Genomic DNA, 16305 nt, shown 5'->3' on the forward strand with positions numbered 1-16305 from the left:
ACTATTTCAAGACAAATGTCATAGCCAAGGTTACGAAGAAAGTTCCCTCGATAAAGGCAACACCCAAAAATACACCAGCCATCAATTTACTTTGCATTTCTGGTTGACGTGCAGTCGAACTAAGGTATGAAGCCACCAACAGTCCCTCACCGATACTTACACCAAGACAGGCCAATCCAAGGGCCAATGCGCCTAAACTCATAACGAATTCTCCTTTTAAAATTTAATACCATGTAAGGATACTCCTAAAACATCTATTTGTCAAGAAAATACCGCCATTGTAAGCGTTTAATTCGTTTTTGTAAAATAAAAAGAAAAGAGTATTTCATCTTTTCTTCCTATTTAATAGCTTCATCAATATGGTCTGTTTCTTCAATGAATCGTTTGGCCATATCTTCTCGATTCATCTGATCAGTATCAAGAGTGATTGCATGGTCAGAAACCAGATCTGTATCCGCGAAAAACTCTATATGGTTTGATAGGTTGTACAGACGAACAGGGGCTTCCCCACCAAACTCTCCATCTAGATTGAGCAGTAGACGGTTATCTGGGTTCAGATTTTCGATGGATAGGCTCTTTGTTTTTATGTATTCAACTAAATCACTCTCAATGTGTTTGCCACCGTCTAAGACTTGACGAATCAGATGCAGAATTTCAAATAGATTCCCTGTTTTAACCATCAATAAGGTAAAATTACCATCATCTAACTTAGCATCTGGAACGATCTGTTCAAAACCTCCAATTGAATTGGTTAAGGCAACAAAAATCATTGAAACCGAGCCTTCAAATACTCCCTCGTCATGTTCTACACGAACAGGTGTAAATTGTACTTGTGGCAGGAGTTCTGCTCCTTTTACTACATAGGCCAAATAGCCAAACATGGTCTTAAGTTGACTGGGAACACTGTAGGTCAACTCCGTAAGTGTACCTGCCGCAGCAATGTTGATAAAATAATGTTCTTGATGAAAACCATTTTTTTGATTTTTGGCTAAACCAATATCCATTAAAATGGTCTGCTGCTTACCGATAACCTTAGCTGCTTCTACAGGATTTCCCCTAGGCACTTTTAAGGCACGCGCATAGTCATTGGTGGTGCCAGTCGGTATGATGGCCATCTGCGGACGTTTTTCAAGCGGAGCAATTCCATTGACGACTTCGTTGATCGTTCCATCTCCACCAGCCGCTATAATCAAGTCAAAGCCTGCAAGCGCCGCACGTGTAGCTTCATTCTTTGCAGAGTCTTTCTCAGCAGTTGTTTGGAAAGCTGAAGTTTCATAACCGTAGCCTTCCAAAATTTCCAATACTTCGGCCACATTTTTCTTCATGATTTCTTGACCTGAGGTCGGATTATATATTAGTCTAGCACGTTTTCTTTCTTCCATCGTTTTACCTTTACAAGCTCTCTAACCAAGCCTCATCTTTAATTTCGATACCTAGCTCCTGTGCTTTGGTCAATTTACTGCCTGCATCTGTTCCGGCAACCACAAGATTAGTTTTTTTAGAAACAGATCCCGCTACATTTGCCCCTAAAGCTTCTAATTTGGCTTTGGCTTCGTTTCGTTTCATTCGCTCCAATTTACCAGTCAGTACAACTGTCATACCCGATAGCGCAGCATTTTCATCTACTACTTGTCCGAGATAGGTTAAGTTTACCTTAGCTTCCTTAAGTTCGGCTAAAAGTTGTTGCGCACCCTCACTAGCAAAAAAAGTTGTCAAAGACTTAGCAATAACCTGACCAAGCCCTTCTAGCGAAGCAATTGCTTCTTGATCAGTAAATGCTAGAGTTTCTAAATCACCAAATTTTTCTACTAAAATCTTACTTGCCTTACTACCCACATGGCGAATACCTAGTCCAAATAGGAGGCGTTCTGCTGAGTTGCTCTTAGAAGTTTGAATGGCTTGATAGAGCTTGTCAGCTGATTTTTCTTTGAAACCTTCCAAGGTCAATAGGTCATCAACAGTTAATTTATAAATATCAGCAACATCGTGTACCAAGCCTGCTCCAAAGAGTTTTTCAACGATTGAAGACCCTAGCCCTGCGATGTTCATGGCATCCCGACTTGCAAAATGTTCCAACTTACTCATCAGCTGGCTAGGACAAATAGGGTTGATACAGCGGAGGGCAACTTCGTCCTCATAGTGTTGTAGGTCGCTCTGACAAGACGGACAATGACTAGGAATGGGCATGATTTCTTGCTCTTTTCGATACTTGTCCACCACTTTCAGAACTGCTGGAATAATATCTCCCGCCTTATAAACAATGACCGTATCGCCAATACGAATATCTTTTTCGGCGATATAATCTACGTTGTGCAAGGTCGCTCGACTGACAGTCGTTCCTGCCAGTTGAACAGGACTAAGATTGGCAGTTGGTGTCACAACACCTGTTCGGCCAACAGTCCAATCAACCGACAAGATTTCTGCTTCTTTTTCCTCAGCTGGAAACTTGTAAGCTACTGCCCATCGTGGCGCTTTTACTGTAAATCCTAGTTCTTCTTGTATAGCTAAATCATTTACCTTGATGACAACACCATCTATCTCATAGGGTAAATCATCTCTACGCTCTGCTATTTTTTCAATAAAATCCCACGTGTCATCAATCGACTCCGCCAAGCAATATTCGTGGTTGGTCACAAATCCCAGAGCATCCAGTTTCTCCAGTACTTGTGACTGACTAGTCGCTTCAGATGGACTAGCTTCTTGGTAGAGGAAGGTAGCGAGACCACGCTGGGCCACCACTCCCGTATCAAGCTGGCGGAGGGTCCCTGCTGCTGCATTACGCGGATTAGCAAATTCAGCTTCACCAGCCTCCTGACGCTGTTTGTTAACACGGTCAAAGGAAGCCTTTGGCATATAACACTCACCTCGGACAGTGATGTCCACAGCTTCGGGTAGGGTCAAAGGAATATCAGCCACTCGTTTGAGATTTTCTGTGATATTTTCACCGACACTACCGTCACCACGTGTAGCACCCACGACTAAATTACCCGCTTCATAGGTCAGGGAAATAGATAGACCATCAATCTTCAATTCACAGATATACGTTGCTTGAGGAAATTCCTTGCGAACTCGCTGGTCAAAAGCTTCTAACTCTTCACGAGAAAAGGCATCCTGCAAACTAAAAAGAGGATAAACATGACTATATTTTTCAAATCCGTCTAGCACCTTTCCTCCGACCCGATGGGTAGGACTATCTGGTAAAATCAGTTCTGGATGAGCCGTTTCTAGCTCTACTAATTCACGATAAAGCGTATCATATTCTGCATCTGATACGCTAGGTTGGTCCAATTGATAATACTCTTTAGCGTATTGATTGAGCACGCTAACTAATTCTGATATTCTTGTTTTCATAAGAATATTATATCATGATTTGAGGGTGCGAACTATATTTGCGCTTCAATAAAAACAGATTCCTTTAGATAATTTTCAGTAAAAAATGTATAATGTGTATATAAAATTTTTGGAGGTGCCCTATGGCTGTAACCTATAAACGACAAGATGATTTAGAAAAGATGCTGGAAGAATTTGCTTCATTTGAAAAATTGGAAGAAATTGAGTATCCAGATTCAAAATCAAAAGAAAATTCCGAGAAAAACAACTTGAATCAGGATAAAAAATAATATGTTTGGTCTTGATCAATTACCTACCTCCGTCCTACAGGCGGGGGCTATTTCCCTGTCTATCATGATTGAAGCCTTGCCCTTTGTCTTGATTGGAGCTATTATTTCAGGTTTTATCGATGTGTTTATAACACCAGATAAGGTTCGTAAACTCTTACCTAAAAACAAGTTTCTTGCCATTCTATTTGGAACCTTTATCGGCTTCATTTTTCCGTCTTGCGAATGTGGTATTGTCCCTATTGTCAATCGGCTATTAGAGAAAAAAGTGCCGAGTTACACTGCTGTTCCCTTTTTAGTAACGGCGCCTGTCATTAATCCTATCGTCCTTTTTGCAACCTTTACCGCTTTTGGCAATTCCCTACTTTTCGCCCTCTATAGAGCCCTAGGAGCCATCATTGTATCCCTAGTATTGGGAATCATTCTTGGTTTTTTCGTAAAAGGACAAATTCTTAAAGGAAGCAAGTTTGACCATCACCAGCATGATTATTCAGATAAAACCAGCTGGCAAAAAGTTGGCTTCGCACTTATTCATGCCATTGATGAATTTTTTGATACGGGACGTTACCTAGTCTTTGGTTGTCTATTTGCCAGTCTCGTACAAGTCTATATTCCAACTGCTGTCCTGACTACCATCGGTCACAGTCCATTAACAGCTATTATACTGATGATGTTGCTGGCCTTTCTTCTTTCCCTATGTTCTGAAGCCGATGCCTTTATTGGTGCATCCCTACTATCCAGCTTCGGATTTGCCCCAGTAATGGCTTTCTTAGTTATCGGACCCATGGTGGATGTTAAAAACTTGCTCATGATGAAACATTATTTCAAGGGAAAATTTATAGCCGGTTTTATCATTACTATCACTCTCGTTATTTTGGGATATAGTCTGATACTTGGAGGTGTAGTATGATTCGTTTTTTAATTCTTGCAGGCTATTTTGAGATGACCATGTATCTCTATATTTCTGGAAAATTAGACCAATACATCAATCTGCACTATAGCTATCTAGCCTATCTATCCATGATTTTATCTTTCATACTTGCCATCGTACAATTGTATGTCTGGGTAAAAGAAATTCGAGTACATAGCCATTTAAAAAGCAAAATTGCCAAACTATCAAGCATTGGACTATTGCTCATTCCTCTTGCTATAGCCTGGCTCTTTCCTACGGTAAGCCTGGATTCAACAACTGTTGCTGCCAAGGGCTATCATTTCCCACTAGCAGCAGAAAACGATGCTAATACACAAAACCAAGAAGGGACGACTGTTCAGTATCTCAAGCCTGATACTTCTATTTATTTTACAAAATCTGCCTATCAAAACCAGATGCGTGAAATTGCTGATAGATACTTGGCTGAAGAAACCATTGTTGTTACTAATGAAAACTATATGGAAGTGATGGAAGCAATCTACGACTATCCTACGGAATTTTCAGGAAAAACGATTGAAATGATTGGATTTGTCTACAATGACCCTGACAATAGCCAGCAATTTTTCCTTTTCCGCTTTGGTATTATTCACTGCATTGCTGATTCTGGGGTATATGGCTTACTCTCTACGGGGGCTACCACAGAATTTCCTAACAATACTTGGGTAAAAACCAGAGGAACAATCAAGGTTTCCTACCACACATCGTTGAAACAAAATCTCCCAACACTTGAATTACAATCGATGGTTCAGATTGAACAGCCAGATTCCCCATACGTCTACCGTGTTTTCTAATAATCCCAACTCAAAAAGTGAATTTTCTGACAATTTGTGGTATACTATTAATGATATTCAACAGATAGGAATGAAATTATGTCATCACATGTATTGTTTACAATTTTTGGTGCTAGTGGCGACCTTGCCAAACGCAAACTTTACCCATCTTTATTTCGCCTCTATAAGGCCGGACACATCAAGGAAAACTTTGCAGTAATTGGTACAGCTCGCAGACCCTGGACCAAGGAATTTTTTGAGCAAACCGTCATTGAATCACTAGGTGATTTGCCTGATACACCACGTCAAGCTCATGAATTTGCTAGTCATTTCTACTATCAAAGCCATGATGTCAATGACACGGAACAATATGTAGCTCTTCGTAAATTGCAGGACGACTTGTGTGAAAAATATGATACCCAGCACAACAAGGTCTTCTTCCTCTCTATGGCACCTGAATTTTTCGGAACCATTGCCAAACACCTCAAATCTGAGCAAATCGTTGATGGACAAGGTTTTGAACGCTTGATTATTGAAAAACCTTTCGGAACTAGCCTTGCAACCGCAAGCAAACTCAACGATGAATTGGCGGCTGCTTTCAATGAAGATCAAATCTATCGTATCGACCATTACCTAGGCAAGGAAATGGTGCAAAATATCTTTGCGGTTCGCTTTGCCAATATTATCTTTGAGCATATCTGGAATCGTGATTTTATTGACAATATTCAGATTACGTTTGCCGAATCGATTGGCGTTGAAGATCGTGGGGGCTACTACGACCATTCTGGCGCCTTAAAAGACATGGTGCAAAACCATGCCCTTCAAGTTCTTTCACTTCTAGCAATGGATAAGCCAGCCAGCTTCAAGGAGGAAGATGTCCGCGCCGAAAAGATCAAGGTCTTCCAACACCTTCGTCAGCCTTCTGATGAGGACCTCAAACGCAACTTCATCCGTGGTCAATATGCAGCAGGTTCCATCGACGGAAAAGACTATGTTAGCTACTTGGATGAACCAAATATTGCCGAAGGTTCTCAGACAGAAACCTTTGCAGGAGGTGTCTTCTTCGTTGATACTGACCGTTTCCGTGATGTCCCTTTCTTCTTCCGTACAGGTAAACGCCTGACAGAAAAGGGCACGCGCGTGACCATCACTTTCAAGCATGCGGAAGATATTTTTGGTCAGCCTTCTGAAGCCAATGTCTTGACCATCTTCATCCAACCAACCGAAGGCTTCATGCTATCTATCAACGGTAAGGAAGTTGGTTCTCACTTTGCTCTTACTCCTGCCAAACTCAACTTCCGCCACAATGCAACTGCGCTTGGTAATTCACCCGAAGCCTACGAAAAACTATTTTTCGATGTCCTAAATGGTGATTCTACTAACTTTAGCCACTGGGAAGAGGTGAAAGCAAGCTGGAGCTTGATTGACCGTATTGTTGATTTGTGGGCAAGCAACCAAGTCCCACTCCACACCTATCCAGCTGGAACTATGGGACCTGAGGCAGCCTTTGATTTGCTAGAAAGCTACGGTTGCAAGTGGGTCTGGACACCAGATGTCTGGTATCGTGAACGTGGTTTGTTGAAATAATAATATAAAAACTGGAGCAATCCAGTTTTTTTCGGAGGTACTCATGACTGAAATAAACACCATTCTCACCCAACTTGAAGCAGCCAGCCATGCTGGCACCCTCAAGCGTTATGAAAAAATTGGCGAAACTAAACCCTACTACGGCGTTCCGATGGGAGCTATTTCTGGTATCGCCAAGGCCTATAAAAATCGACTGGACTTGTTTGCTCCACTCTGGCAAACAGGTATCCTTGAGGCACAATATTTAGCTATTCAAATTGCCAAAACAAAACCTGACCAGCTGACTTCTACTACTTTAGAAACTTGCCTCAATGAACAAGTTTCGGTCAACGTCCTCGATAAGCTAGCTTCCATCATTCTTAGCAAACGCAAGGATAGCAAAGACTGGGAAGAATACTTACTCATCCAAGACCAAGCTATTTTTCAGCGACTTGGTTGGTTCCTTCGTGCCAAATATTTTGCTGGAAAAACAGCAACAAACCAAGAAATTGAAGAAACGCTAACCTACATTAACGAGCATTTGCAAACCGCAGACCCGCTTATCCAATGGACTATGAACCAATGCTTGGTGGAGATTGCCGTTGCTTACCCCGACTATCTAGAACAAGGTCTTGCAATCGGTCAGGAGTTAGCTGTCTATGCAGATATGAAAGTACCAAAAGGCTGTACTTCTGCCTACGCACCAGACTGGATAGAAGCATTGTTGAAGAGGAAATAATCGTGGTATTGTGGATATTGCCATTTACTCACTGCTGCATACAGATAGAAAAAGTCGCTAGTTCATTGAACTAACGACTTTTTTCTATACCAATCCTTCCAAGAGCCCACGCATGAACTCTTCGGATTTGAATTCTCCGATGTCATCAATTTTCTCACCGAAACCAATCAGCTTGACTGGAATATCCAGTTCCTGACGGATGGCAAGGACGACACCACCTTTTGCAGTACCATCTAGCTTGGTCAAGACTAAGCCTGTCAATGGGGTAATTTTTGCAAATTCCTTGGCTTGACTGAGGGCATTTTGACCTGTGGAGGCATCAAGTGCTAAAAGGGTTTCATGCGGTGCATCAGGCAGAGTCCGTTTAATAATGCGACCGATTTTTTCCAGCTCTGCCATGAGGTTTTCTTTATTTTGCAAACGACCTGCTGTGTCAATCATGAGAATATCCACGCCTTCTGCCACGGCACGTTTTACCCCATCAAAGACCACGCTTGCGGGATCTGATTTTTCAGGTCCTGTGACCACAGGCACATCGACACGGCGACCCCACTCGACCAGCTGGGCTACCGCACCCGCACGGAAGGTGTCCGCTGCGACCAACATGACCTTCTTGCCAGCCCGCTTGTACTTGTAGGCTAACTTACCGATAGACGTCGTCTTCCCAACGCCGTTGACACCGACAAAGAGCATGACGGTCAAATCATCTTGGAAATTGATTTGCTCGCTGAACTGGCCGTCTTTTTCGTAAATATCCACCAATTTTTCGATGATAACCCGACGGAGTTCATCTGTCTTCTTGGCATTTTGTAGCTTGGCTTCATAGCGGAGCTCCTCTGTCAGAGTAGAAGCAACCTGCACACCTACGTCTGACAAAATCAGCATTTCTTCCAACTCTTCGAAAAATTCTTCATCAACCGAACGGAAATTGGCAAAGAATTCATTGAGCCGTGCTCCAAAGCCTGTACGGGTCTTTTTCAAGGTCCGCTGATACTTGTCCTGCTCACTTTCTTGCTCTACTGGAGCAACTTCCTCAACAGGCTCTTCCTTGACCTTGGTTTGAATAGCAGGGTCAAAGCCTTGTTCCTGCGCTTCCTTCACTCGAGCCGCAGCAGCTTCTTTGGCTGCATAATACTGAGCCATCATGTCTAAGGTCCGTTGTTTCTGAGCTTCTTGCTCAGCAGTCAATTCAGACTCTACTACTTCAGACTGGAACTCTTCCTTTTCTTGACCAGCTGACTCAACCTCAGCAGTTACAGTATCTTCGCTAGAAGCCGACTGCTCCGTTTCTACTTCTTCAACAAGAGCGACTTGCTCCTCTTGTTTTTCTTGTCCAAATAATCGATCAAATAATCCCATACTAGTCCTCATTCAATACATAGTGCTCGATGGCCCAAGCAATGCCATCTTCATCATTGGTTTTTGGCAGGACAAGGTTGGCCGCAGACTTGATTTCATCAGTCGCATTCGCCATGGCAACACCCAAGCCAGCCCATTCAATCATCGAAAGATCATTTCCTTCATCGCCACAAGCCATAACTTCTGACTGGTCAATCCCCAGATGTCCAATCAACTTAGCCAAACCATTTGCCTTGTGGACACCTTTTGGACTCCATTCGAGCAAGATATCACGCGATTTGAAAATCTCGAAACGTTCGTGAAGTTCCACAGGAATTTTTGGAATTTGTCCATCTAGAAATGCTGCATCTACTGCGGAAACTGCCTTATTGTAGACAAAATCTTCTGGCATTTCCTCATCACTTGCCACAATTTTATTAAGCAATGGATTACAAGTTAGATAAAGTGATTCATGAGCTGATGGTAGAGAATAGACATCACCACCATAGAGAACATCCAGTGGCAGGTCCAAATCATTTGTCACACGACGGATGGTGCGCACATCTTCAATAGTGAAGCCAACCTTATCCAAAACCCGACCTGTATTTTCCTGGACTAAACCACCGTTAAAGGTGATGGAATACTGGCTTTCACCTAGCAAATCCAATTCTTCTAGAAAACTACCGATAGCTTGCAAAGGCCGTCCTGTTGTCAGAACTACATAAACTCCACGCTCACGCGCTGCCTGCAAGGCCTTTTTATTAGCTTCTGAAATCCGTTTGTCCGATGTCAGAAGTGTTCCATCCAAATCCAATGCAATCAACTTAATTGCCATTTACTTCCTCCTCTAAATAGGCTAATACTGCTCCATCATTGCAATGACCAATCATCAAATCTGCCCGTGCTTTCACTTCCTCTCTTGCATTTTCTGTCGCAAGAGCCAGACCTGCAAAGTCAAACATATCCAAATCATTTTGATTATCACCAAATGCCACTACATCCTGATGGGCAATTCCAAAATGAGCACAGAGATGGCTCAATCCAACTGATTTATTTGAACCATTTGGAATTATATCAATATTGTCAAAACCAGTTGTCATGGCCGTTACACCTTCAAATGTATCATTTAACCATCGTCTGGCATTGTCCATTTCCTCAGGAGAAAATTTGGCATTGATTTTTATAATCTCTTCTTGAACGTCTTCAAATCTGTCTACCAATCGAAAATGTGCGTAATAATTCGTCATCGCTTCTAAAAACTGAGGCTCAGCATTTTTTAATAAATAAAAGTTTTCGAGACCAGACAGCACCATGGACCGACTGCTACCAAAGGGACCTGCATCAATACCCGCGATAATCGGCAGATAGATTTCAGGACTAATTGGATCATCCATAAAGATAGTCTGCCCCTGATATTCAACGATTGAACCATTTTCTGCCACAAAACCGATTTCATCTACAAAATCTTCAAAAACAAGTTTCAGGCTTTGCATAGATCGCCCACTTGCTGCCACAAATAAATAACCTTTTTCTTTAAACTGATTCAGTATACGACGAAACCGTTCCTTATCAAAACTATGGTCTTCTCGTAAAAAGGTACCATCCATATCACTGGCGTAAATTTTGTTAATCATAATTTCTCCACATCTTTCAGCTTAACGGAAACAATCTTGGACACGCCAGATTCCTGCATGGTCACCCCATACATGGCATCCGCTGCCGCCATGGTCCCTTTACGGTGGGTCACGACGATAAACTGACTCTCCTTATCAAAACGGTTGAGGTAGTCACCAAAACGTTTGACATTCGCCTCATCCAAGGCTGCCTCCACCTCATCGAGAATTACAAAAGGAATGGTCTTAACACGGATAATGGAAAATAGCAGAGCGAGGGCCGAAAGGGCTTTTTCGCCACCTGACATAAGATTGAGAGATTGAATTTTCTTACCCGGAGGCTGAACTGAAATCTCCACACCCGCAGTCAATAGGTCACCTTCTGTCAAAATCAAATCCGCTGAACCACCGCCAAACATTTGTTTGAATGTCTGCTTAAAGCTTTCACGAATAGCTTCAAAAGTAACCTTGAAGCGCTCTTTGACTTCATCATCCATCTCATGGATAGTATCTAGTAGTAAATCACGTGCCGACAAAATATCTGTCCGTTGCTCATTGAGGAAGGTAAGGCGATTATTGACTTCGTCATACTGCTCAATAGCATCCAAATTGACTGGACCCAAAGCACGAATAGCTCTTTCTAGGTCTTTGAGGCTTTGTTCAGCAACTGCAAGATTCTCAACTTCCTTGGCCTGAGACTGGGCAGCTTCAAAACTCAATTTAAAATGCTCGGTCAAATTACCAAGTAAAGTCCGTAATTTATCGCCCGCTTGCTCACAATCCGCCTCTAACTTAGCCTGCTTACGAATCAAGTCATCATTCTTAGTCCGAGCTTGTTGCAATCTTTCTTCCAAGTCTTCAAACTGCCCATCAATATCTTCCAATTCAAACTTTAAGCGAATTAGAATCTGATTGGTCTGGTTTTGCTTATCAGATGCCGCCTGCAATTGTTCTTCAAGAATCTCAATACTAGTATCTTCAAGAGCTTCTAGCTTCTGGTCAATCATATCTTCTAAAAGAGAAATTTCCTTATCTGCAACCACTTTTTCTTCTTGCAAACGTCTCAGATCTGTCTGTTCAAAACGAAGTTGGCTAGTGAGTTCAGCCTGTTCCAAAGTTAGTTGACTCTTCTGAGTCTGTAGTTTCTGCAAACTTTCTTGAATACTGTCACGATTGTCGCGCACCTGATTGATTTGCTGATCCAAGGCTTGTTTTTTCTCCATCAAGGCTTGAAGATTGATTTCTTCCTTGGCAGCTTCTTCTTCCAACTCCGTCAGAATGCTTGGACTGACTTGACTCATTTGCAAATCATACTGGGCTGTCACTTGGGCCAGCCGATTTTCAGCTTGTTCCTGATGAATCCTTGCACTCTGCTGGTTCAATCTAGCCTCTTCACCCTCGGTCTTAATAGTTTCCAAGGCTTCTCTAATCTGGTCTAGACTTTTCTTCTTAGTCGCAACCAAGCTTTCTTGCTCCTGCAACTGGCTAGACAGCTCTGCTATTTCTTCCAAAAGAGCATCGAGTTCAGGCTTGATAAAGGTCGTGCTGTTATTTCGATTGCTACCACCAGCAAAGGCTCCACCAGGACGGATTTCCGCTCCATCCATGGTCACCATACGCACTTGAAACTTGGTTGCCCGCGCTGCCTGATTGGCATGGTCAATGGTATCAAAAATTGCGATAGTGCCTAGCAAATTTTGGAAAATCGCATCTAAATTTGGCTGATAAGTCACCAAATCACTTGCAAGCCCCAAAAATCCATCGGAAGATTCTAGTAAAGTGATTTGCTGTCCCGAAAGTTGACGTGGTTTGATAGTTGTCAGAGGTAAGAAGGTTGCCCGTCCTTGCCGTTTTTCTTTCAAAAATGCGATAGCTCGTTTAGCAGTCGCTTCATCTTCAACAATGACGTTTTGACTAGCACCACCAAGAGCAATTTCCAGGGCTGTCTGGTAGCGAGTATCAAAGGTCAGTTGTTCACTGACTGCTCCAATAATTCCTCCTAAGCTTGGTGCCGCCTGTAAGACAGCCTTAACCCCCGCGTAAAAATTGGAGTGATTTTTCAAGATAGCTTCTAAACTAGACTGGCGAGCCTGTTTGCCTTTCAACTGATCCAGCAAATCAAACAAGCGACCTTGCTCAGCCTGATAAGCAGTCTGGGCTTGATCCAATTCTGTTTTTTGGGTCTGATAGCTCTCAAGTAACTGGCGTAAAACCTGATCAGCTTCTTCTAAACTTTTCCGACTCTTATCAAGTACTTCTTGAGCTGTTTGTTTTTCTGTCTGCAAGCGTGCCAAGTCTTCAGATTTACTCTCAGAAAGACTGATTTGATTGGCAATATCCTGCTGAATCTTGGTCAGACGGTTTGAAGCTTCTGCCTCTTCCTGCATCAGAGCAACATACTGTTCACGCAGATGATCTAAAACCTGATCAGGATCTTCTGAAAAGTAGGAAATTTCTTTGTCTACCGCAGCAATATCTTCTTTCAAGCTAGACAAGGAACTATCTAATTGCGCAAGTGTTTCTTGCTTTTGCTCAATCTGTTCTGCCAACTGCTCTCGTCGAGTCAACAAGTTTTCCAAACGCGCCTGCGCTTCTTGACGACTTGATTCGTTTTGACTAGATTCCAGTTTATGGACCTCAATTTTTCGCTCCAAATCACTGATTAACTTGGTCAAATCCAACAGAACTGCCTGTTCACGCTCCAATTGTTCTGACAGGCGGTGGCGCTTCTCTTTCAAATTCTGATTTTCTTGCTCCAGCTCAGAACGTTGTTTGTAGTAGCTAGTCAATTCAGTTTTGACAGATTCTAGTTCGGCTTCTTTTTCCGATAACTTTTCCTTACCAAGCGACAACTGAGCCACCAAAACATCTAAGTATAATTCCTTACGTTGACCATCTAATTCTAGAAATTTCTTAGCAGTTTGTGCCTGTTTCTCCAATGGTTTGACCTGATTATCCAGTTCATAGATAATATCGTCCAAGCGGTCCAAATTCCCTTGAGCCTGAGCCAGCTTACTTTCTGTTTCTTTCTTACGAGTCTTGTATTTTAAGACCCCAGCTGCCTCTTCAAAAATAGCACGGCGTTCCTCTGGCTTGGAATTAAAAATCGCTTCTACCCTACCTTGAGAAATAATCGAGAATGAATCACGACCCAAGCCCGTATCCATGAAAAGATCATGGATATCCCGCAGACGAACTTTTTTTCCATCAATCAGATACTCACTATCACCAGACCGATAAATATGACGCTCTACCTTGATTTCCTTAGCCTTATCCGCAATAAATCCGCTAGAATTATCCAAGGTCACCACTACTGAGGCATAGTTAAGAGCCTTGCGGCTTTCTGTTCCCGCAAAGATAACGTCAGGCATCTTGCCTCCACGCAGGCTCTTGGCAGAAGATTCCCCCAAGGCCCAACGCAGACTTTCTGTAATATTGGACTTGCCAGAACCATTCGGTCCCACTACGGCCGTCACTCCACGGTCAAAGACCACCTTAGTCTTATCCGCAAAGGACTTAAAGCCCTGCATTTCAATCGATTTTAGAAACATACCTATCCTCTAGCCTCCACAGCATTTTTTGCGGCGGCTTGTTCAGCTAATTTCTTAGAGCGACCACGACCACGACCTATAACTCGGTGATCCGCAGACACTTCCACTTCAAAGGTCTTATCATGGGCAGGTCCAGACTCGGCTACCACACGATAAGTAATTGCGATTTCACCATTGACCTGCAAAATTTCCTGCAAAGCAGTCTTATAGTCGGTCACGCGCTCAAAGTTCCCTTTCTCCAAGCGAGGAATCATGACCTTATGGATAAATTCCTCCACGGTCTTTTCCCCCTTGTCCAATAGCAGAGCTCCTAAGAAAGCCTCGAATGTATCTCCTAAAATGGTATCGCGATTGCGTCCTCCAGACTTCTCTTCCCCCTTACCAAGACGAAGAAACCGATCAAAACCACAAGCTCGTGAAAAACCAGCCAAAGACTCCTCACGTACAAAGGTCGAACGCAACTTGGACATCTCACCTTCGGGGCTATCAGGATATTTTTGATAGAGATATTTGGAAATCATCAACTGGAGAACAGCGTCTCCTAAAAATTCCAAGCGCTCATTATGTGAAATTTTTAGAAGGCGATGCTCATTGGCATAAGAAGTATGGGTAAAAGCCGTTTCTAATAAATTCAAATCCGAAAAATCAATCCCAAAATCAGCCAATAATTTTGCATGTAAATCTTTCATCTATATGCTCCTTTCTAACTTAAACGAAATAGATGGTTTACATTTACTCCGTCCTAACATTATACCATATTTTCCACTGGACTTCTCTTGTCAACTAAGTTTCAGCCGGCACCTCTCCACATCTTTTTGCAAACATTTACATATTCATCAGATTTCGATAAAATAGAAGAAAAAAAGAAAAACGTTAGCATGCAAAATAAGACAAAACCACTCAATACATCACTGCTCTCCCTCATCCAGTTCATCGGAGCCATTCTCGTTATCGCCCTCCATTGCCGCAGGTTATTTGAAGCAGACCCGCTCCACTTCATCCAAAAATCCATCTTTAGTCGCATGGTCGTCCCCTACTTCATGGTCACCGCCAGCTTCTTCCTCCGACGCAACTACCCCAGCCTCTCCAAACAATATCTCATCCGCTACAGCAAACAATACCTGACCTGGTCCGCCCTCTACCTGCCCTTCTACCTCATCTACCTAACACTCCAAGAAATCCCCTTCCCCTACTATCCCCTCGCACTCCTAGTCGGACTGACCTACACCGGCACCAGCTACCAACTCTGGTACATGCCCGCCTTCTTGCTAGGACTTGTCCTCGTCCATTTTTCCTTGGAGAAATGGGGCTGGCGCATCACAGCTTGTCTAGCCTGCCTTCTCTATCTCCTAGGCTCAGTCGAAACCTACTCCTCCTACCTGGCAGAATCGATTTTCCTGACCGCATTTGACAGCTACAAAACCTTCTTTTTCACCAGCCGCAATGGCCTCTTCTACGCACCGATTTTTGTCCTGACAGGCTTTTATCTAGCCGACAAACTCAATCAACCCATTTTCCAATACCGACAAAAAAACAAACTACTTGTCTGCGAACCCACTGAAAAAGTCATCAACTTGATGGCTTTTTTTGCTATACTAGAGTCGAGGTGATTCCTATGCTTGATAATCAAATTCAGTTAGATCTTAGTTCCTATTCTCCCCTGTATGATATTGTTGTTCCCAAAAATCATTTTTTACGGCAGCTAACGGAACTCTGTGACTTTAGTTTTATCTATGATGAGTTAGAGAAACATTATTGTGTCGACTTTGGTCGAAAGGCTTACTCACCCATCATGATGTTTAAATACCTTTTGTTGAAAGATATTTATCATTTATCTGATGTCGATGTTGTCGAGCGTTCGTTATCGGATATGGCCTTTAAGTATTTCCTTGGTCTAGCTCCAGAGGATTCTGTTATTGATGCGTCCTCTCTTACCAAGTTCAGAAAGTTACGTATCAAAGATGAACACTTTTTGGACTTATTGATACAAAAATCGGTTCAAATCGCCCTTGAACACAAGCTCATTAAACAAAAAATCCTCATTGTAGATGCGACACATACCAAATCCCATTATCGTCACAAGAAACCTCAAGAGGTCCTTAGGGAACGGTCGAAAGCACTTCGGAAAACGATTTACCAATATGCCGAAAGAATAAAGGATGAATTTCCTACAAAACCTC

General features: G+C 42.6%; 15 protein-coding genes. 7 read left to right on the plus strand and 8 right to left on the minus strand.

The window, feature by feature from the left end; translation table 11 throughout:
• Window position 1: 1 nt before the first annotated feature.
• From P7J36_RS01670 to ligA, 3 genes are all read right to left on the minus strand, one after another.
• Complete coding sequence (locus P7J36_RS01670; protein ID WP_002936021.1) at window positions 2–202, minus strand: F0F1 ATP synthase subunit C; 201 nt, start codon at window positions 200–202, stop codon at window positions 2–4.
• A gap of 136 nt (window positions 203–338) precedes the next feature.
• The gene (locus P7J36_RS01675) at window positions 339–1382 is read right to left on the minus strand and encodes a diacylglycerol kinase family lipid kinase (RefSeq protein ID WP_002939803.1); all 1044 of its coding nucleotides are present in this window, start codon (window positions 1380–1382) and stop codon (window positions 339–341) included.
• Between the two features lie 10 nt (window positions 1383–1392).
• The gene (ligA, locus tag P7J36_RS01680) at window positions 1393–3351 is read right to left on the minus strand and encodes an NAD-dependent DNA ligase LigA (RefSeq protein ID WP_172108588.1); all 1959 of its coding nucleotides are present in this window, start codon (window positions 3349–3351) and stop codon (window positions 1393–1395) included.
• 122 nt (window positions 3352–3473) lie between these two features.
• On the opposite strand from ligA, the gene P7J36_RS01685 reads away from it, so the two are divergent.
• The 5 genes from P7J36_RS01685 to P7J36_RS01705 all read left to right on the plus strand — a co-directional run bounded on the left by P7J36_RS01685 (window position 3474) and on the right by P7J36_RS01705 (window position 7623).
• The gene (locus P7J36_RS01685; RefSeq protein WP_162840664.1) at window positions 3474–3620 is read left to right on the plus strand and encodes an SPJ_0845 family protein; all 147 of its coding nucleotides are present in this window, start codon (window positions 3474–3476) and stop codon (window positions 3618–3620) included.
• Window position 3621: 1 nt separating this feature from the next.
• Entirely contained in the window at window positions 3622–4527 is a 906-nt protein-coding gene (locus P7J36_RS01690) for a permease (RefSeq protein WP_099831483.1), read from the plus strand.
• Entirely contained in the window at window positions 4524–5339 is an 816-nt protein-coding gene (locus P7J36_RS01695; RefSeq protein ID WP_099831484.1) for a TIGR03943 family putative permease subunit, read from the plus strand. The genes P7J36_RS01690 and P7J36_RS01695 overlap by 4 nt, the downstream gene beginning before the upstream one ends.
• Window positions 5340–5417: 78 nt before the next feature.
• The gene (gene zwf, locus P7J36_RS01700; RefSeq protein ID WP_408550933.1) at window positions 5418–6905 is read left to right on the plus strand and encodes a glucose-6-phosphate dehydrogenase; all 1488 of its coding nucleotides are present in this window, start codon (window positions 5418–5420) and stop codon (window positions 6903–6905) included.
• 43 nt (window positions 6906–6948) lie between these two features.
• Window positions 6949–7623, plus strand: a complete 675-nt coding sequence (locus tag P7J36_RS01705) for a DNA alkylation repair protein (RefSeq protein ID WP_408550932.1) — start codon at window positions 6949–6951, stop codon at window positions 7621–7623.
• An 84-nt stretch (window positions 7624–7707) separates the two neighbouring features.
• On the opposite strand, the gene ftsY is transcribed toward P7J36_RS01705, so the two are convergent.
• From ftsY to rnc, 5 genes are read right to left on the minus strand one after another with little or no spacing between them, the layout of a single operon-like run.
• The gene (ftsY, locus tag P7J36_RS01710; protein ID WP_408550931.1) at window positions 7708–8982 is read right to left on the minus strand and encodes a signal recognition particle-docking protein FtsY; all 1275 of its coding nucleotides are present in this window, start codon (window positions 8980–8982) and stop codon (window positions 7708–7710) included.
• Between the two features lies 1 nt (window position 8983).
• Window positions 8984–9796 carry a Cof-type HAD-IIB family hydrolase gene (locus P7J36_RS01715; protein WP_408550930.1) on the minus strand — a complete coding sequence of 271 codons (813 nt, stop codon included), beginning with the start codon at window positions 9794–9796 and terminating at the stop codon, window positions 8984–8986.
• Entirely contained in the window at window positions 9786–10595 is an 810-nt protein-coding gene (locus P7J36_RS01720; protein WP_408550929.1) for a Cof-type HAD-IIB family hydrolase, read from the minus strand. The genes P7J36_RS01715 and P7J36_RS01720 overlap by 11 nt, the downstream gene beginning before the upstream one ends.
• Window positions 10592–14125, minus strand: a complete 3534-nt coding sequence (smc, locus tag P7J36_RS01725; RefSeq protein WP_408550928.1) for a chromosome segregation protein SMC — start codon at window positions 14123–14125, stop codon at window positions 10592–10594. Before smc ends, P7J36_RS01720 begins: the two co-directional genes overlap by 4 nt.
• A 2-nt stretch (window positions 14126–14127) precedes the next feature.
• On the minus strand, window positions 14128–14814 hold the full coding sequence (rnc, locus tag P7J36_RS01730) for a ribonuclease III (protein ID WP_408550927.1): 687 nt from the start codon (window positions 14812–14814) through the stop codon (window positions 14128–14130).
• Between the two features lie 189 nt (window positions 14815–15003).
• Here rnc and P7J36_RS01735 point away from each other — a divergent pair, with 189 nt between their 5' ends.
• Both P7J36_RS01735 and P7J36_RS01740 read left to right on the plus strand, forming a co-directional pair.
• Window positions 15004–15735, plus strand: a complete 732-nt coding sequence (locus P7J36_RS01735) for an acyltransferase family protein (protein ID WP_408550926.1) — start codon at window positions 15004–15006, stop codon at window positions 15733–15735.
• A gap of 5 nt (window positions 15736–15740) precedes the next feature.
• On the plus strand, window positions 15741–16305 hold a 565-nt coding region (locus P7J36_RS01740; RefSeq protein ID WP_408562425.1), incomplete at its 3' end, for a transposase.

Source organism: Streptococcus suis, from assembly GCF_046032115.1.
Lineage (GTDB): Bacteria > Bacillota > Bacilli > Lactobacillales > Streptococcaceae > Streptococcus > Streptococcus suis_AJ.